At 36.2% G+C, this 4,467-nt stretch carries 3 protein-coding genes; 1 reads left to right on the top strand and 2 read right to left on the bottom strand.

Annotated elements, in window-relative coordinates; translation table 11 throughout:
• The first annotated feature begins 316 nt into the window (after positions 1–316).
• Positions 317–718 carry a lactoylglutathione lyase gene (gloA, locus tag GQR46_RS16615; RefSeq protein WP_165729483.1) on the top strand — a complete coding sequence of 134 codons (402 nt, stop codon included), beginning with the start codon at positions 317–319 and terminating at the stop codon, positions 716–718.
• 55 nt (positions 719–773) lie between these two features.
• On the opposite strand, the gene GQR46_RS16620 is transcribed toward gloA, so the two are convergent.
• Positions 774–1,040 carry a DksA/TraR family C4-type zinc finger protein gene (locus GQR46_RS16620; protein ID WP_165729482.1) on the bottom strand — a complete coding sequence of 89 codons (267 nt, stop codon included), beginning with the start codon at positions 1,038–1,040 and terminating at the stop codon, positions 774–776.
• A 250-nt stretch (positions 1,041–1,290) separates the two neighbouring features.
• A complete protein-coding gene (locus GQR46_RS16625) occupies positions 1,291–4,158 on the bottom strand; it encodes a pitrilysin family protein (protein ID WP_165741571.1) in 2,868 nt (955 codons plus the stop codon).
• Positions 4,159–4,467 lie beyond the last annotated feature (309 nt).

Here is a 4,467-nt window from a genome sequence, read left to right on the forward strand (position 1 = left end):
AGACATAGGTTAAATTTTGTTGAACAATCAGTAACTTTTTTATACTAATAGGTTGACCAATAATTGAGTGTTCTTTATTTAAATATGCAAAATTCAATAAAATGGTTCATTAATTGGTAATTTACAATTGATGTTATTGGTGAAATTATAAAGACCATACGTGAACAGCTTCCGACTCTAAATGGTATTGAGGTTGTGATTTGTACGTAACGCCTACATATATGGCTAATACATATAAAAACCACAAAATGCGCTTAATAATAGCGCTTAGTTAAAAATATACTGAACTTTGAAAAATCACTAAAGGAACTGAATAATGCGTTTATTACATACTATGCTGCGTGTAGCGGATTTAGACAAATCAATTGCTTTTTATACTGAAGTATTAGGTATGAAAGAGTTACGACGCGCAGACAATGACGAGTATCGATATACATTGGCTTTTATTGGGTATGGAGATGAGAAGGACACGACAGTCCTAGAATTGACATATAACTGGGATGAGGATAGCTACGACCTTGGTAATGCTTATGGCCATATAGCCATCGAATTTGATAATATTTACAAAGCCTGTGCTGATATTAAGGCAGCCGGTGGTAATGTTAGTCGTGAACCTGGGCCTGTAAAAGGCGGTACTACTGAAATTGCTTTTGTAAAAGACCCTGACGGTTATTCAATAGAACTTATTCAGAAAAAAGATGACATGAGTAACTTTTAAGTTATGTAAGTTATGGGTGCTAGTTTAAATTAAAAAAGGTGCTTTTTAGCACCTTTTAACGCAACTGACTGTCTTTACTGCCACGTCTATTAAACGATTTAGCGCTAGCACCATTACCTTCTATTGCAGCTTGGCATGCAACACAATAGCGCACTCCTGGTAACGCGAGCCTTCGTGCTTGTGGGATTTCCTCATCGCACTCATCACATAACTCTGCACTTGCGCCAGATATTAAATTGCTTCTTGCATACTGTACGGCGTCATTAACACTCGCATCAATTTGATCTTGAATTGCACCGTCTCGTGCCCATCCACTTGCCATAAATCCTCCTAATAAAGTTGGATGTTTAAATTTATGCTACCAAATCGAATCTTTATAAGTACTGAATAAAAAAGCTAGGAATGTGATGTTCTTTGAAGGTTTAAGCTATAAAACTATATTTTATATCTAAAGAAAGATGCTGTAGTTGCTCCTTGTAATCTATTTTTCACAAAAAATTCAACACTCTACAATTAGGCAAAAAAAAGCAGCTAAAAAAGCTGCTTTATAATTCCAATGATTTATTTAAATATTAAAGACTGTAGTCAACAACCTTCATACCTAATTTTTCGAGCTCTGGACGAAGTGTTTTAGCATCACCCACTACTAAATAAATCATGTCTTTAGTATTTAAGTGTTTTTTAGCTAAGGCGTTAACTTCTTCTTTGCTGATATTGCTAACAATCTCATTCCTTTCTTTTACAAAGCTAGGTTTTAAATCGAATTCTAATATTTGTGCTAAAAAGCCAAGTTTTGCATTAGGCGTTTCGTATTTAAGCGCATCTTTTTGATTGATAGCCTTACGCATAAACATAAGCTCTTCATCAGTGACACCGTTTTGAGCATAGTTATTAAGCTCATTAGTAAACTCTGTAATAGACGCTGCAGTAGAGTCGGCTCTCACCGCTGCAGAAGCGGTAAAGCCACCTGATGTTTTATCACCCCAGAAACGAGAGCGAGCACCGTAAGTGTAGCCTTTATCTTCTCGTAAATTTAGATTGATACGGCTATTAAACGTGCCACCAAGTGCAAAGTTCATCAAGTTAGCTTTAAAAAACTCACCTGTAATATCTTCAACCATATCGCGTTTACCTATACGAATTTCTGATTGAGGAGCGTCTGGTTTATCGACCAAATAAATTACATTAGTTTCTACTTTAGGTTCACTGAAATCAACCGCTACTAAGCTCGATTTACCTTTCCAATTTGTAAGTGTAGCTTTAACTTTTGGTTCAATTGTTGACTCTTTTAAATCAGAAACAATAATTACTTGAGCGCCCTGCGGTTTAAAGTTTGCGTTATAAAAAGCTTTAACGTCAGCAAGTGTAATAGCCTCTATACTATTAAGCGTTCCAGTACTTGGAAGTGCAGCTATATTGTTGCCATATAGTAATTTACTATATGTATTAGATGCTAAATACCCAGCATCCTTCATTGAATGTTGAATATTTTGAATGATTTGCTTTTTATTACGCTCAAAGTCATCTGCATTAAATGCCGGTTTAAATAACTTTTCTTCTACAAGCTTTAATGTTGCATCTAGATTTTTGGTTAAGCTAGAAACATACACATTTGTATGTGTTTTATCTGAGTAGATACTTACCTGGCTACCCAACTTTTCAAGCGCGTTACTCATTTTCTCTGTCGTGTAGTTTTGCGTAGCCTCACTCATAAGCGATGCGGTCATTGACGATAAACCCACTTTACTAGCTTGCTCATTATATAATCCACCCGGGACTTTAATGAAAATAGCAGTCGTTGGAGTTTCGGTACTCTGAGTGCCTAATATTTTAATACCGTTTGCGGTATTAGTTTGCCAAAGTGCAGGCACATCAACGGCAGGGTTTGCACCTGCTACTGGATGAGCACTTCGATCAAATGTATCAACAGCTCTTCGTGCCACTAAATCATCAGCTGAAGTTGTAGATGGACCTCCAAAATCATGCGATTTAGGCGTAAAGTTGTCTGGAGCAGCTATAAGTTGAGTTTGCCCTTCTGGTACAACACTCATAATAACGGCAGATTTACCTTTGATATATTGATTAAAAACACGCATAACATCAGCTTTTGTAACTTTGTTATAACGTGCAATCTCATCTTTAGCTGAATTTGGGTTACCTGTAAACGTTTCTGACGCGGCTAGTTGAGAGACTTTTCCTGATACGCTTTGCAGACCAAAAATTGCACCAGATTCTATTTTAGCTTTTACTTTATCTAAATCATCTTGTGTAACGCCACGCTCTTCAAATTCAACAAATGAATCACGAATGATTTTTTCCATATCAGCTAACGTTTTCCCTGCTGTAGGATTTGGTAAAGCATAAAGACTAATTGAACACGCTAACTCTTGGCATGGATGATTTGCACTTGCTTGAACAGCAAGTTGAGTTTTAACTAAGTTTTTGTATAGTAGTGAATTATTACCACCACCCAATATTTCAGCAAGTATATCAAGAGGTGCTTCATCTTCAGAGCGAGCGTAAGTCGTTGGGAAACTCATACTTAATAAAGGCAAATGTACCTTATCTTCCATTGAAATATATCTATCAGCATTGAGTGTTACAGCTGTTTTTTCTACTGTAGGGATTTCAGGGCCTTTTGGAATTGGTGCAAAGTATTTAGTAACTAATGGCAGTATTTCATTAGCGTTGATATCGCCACCAATAGTAAGCGTTGCATTATTAGGACCATACCACTTTAAAAAGAATGCTTTTAAATCATTTACATTTACGCGATTAAGATCGTCCATAAAACCAATTACTGGCCATGAATATGGATGACCATCTGGATACATCGCTTGAGCAACACGTTCACCTAAACGACCATAAGGGCGATTATCAACACGTTGGCCGCGCTCATTTTTTACTGTTTCGCGTTGTACTTCAAATTTTTCTTGGGTTACAGCATCGAGTAAAAAGCCCATTCGATCAGCTTCTAGCCACAACATTTTTTCTAATTGATTTACAGGTACTGTTTCAAAATAATTTGTTCTATCTGAGTTAGTTGTACCATTTAAAGTACCGCCTGCTTCAGATATTATTTTAAAATGTTCCTCATCAGCAACATTCTCTGAACCTTGAAACATCATATGCTCAAAAAAGTGAGCAAAGCCTGACTTACCCAACTCTTCGCGAGCAGAACCAACGTGGTATGTTACATCAACGTGTACTAAGGGATCTGAATGATCTTCATGCACAATTACAGTTAAACCGTTATCTAGTTTATATTTTTTATACGGTATGTTGATTTCACCTGCATTAGATTTCACTGATTCAATAAGTGTAACGCCAGGAATTGATGTTTCTGTAACAATATTTTTATCAACAGCTTGAGTTGAGCTATTACATGCAGCCAACCCTGATGCAAGTAAAACAGCAAGTGCAATTTTTGTGAGTTTCATTTTTTAGTCCATATTTAAATTAACTCAATGAGTTTAAAGACTAATTAAAAGTACAACAAGGAGTATGGAGCGATTATGGGCTTGGTTTTGTAACAAAGTGTAAATAGATTGATATAAAAATGAAGTGTGAAATGAGGGTGTTAATTTGTGGTTTTATTCTAATAACACTGCACTTCCCTATCTAAGTAGTAAATGATATAGCTAAGAGATTGATACTCTTAATAACATCGTGCATATAGAGTGTTATGTAACACTGCTTTATACAATACTTAAAATAGTAAGTGGCGTCCCCAAGGGGATTCGAACCCC

Origin of the sequence: Pseudoalteromonas sp. Z1A6 (assembly GCF_011378745.1) — a bacterium.
In the GTDB taxonomy this organism is placed as follows: Bacteria; Pseudomonadota; Gammaproteobacteria; order Enterobacterales; family Alteromonadaceae; genus Pseudoalteromonas; species Pseudoalteromonas arctica.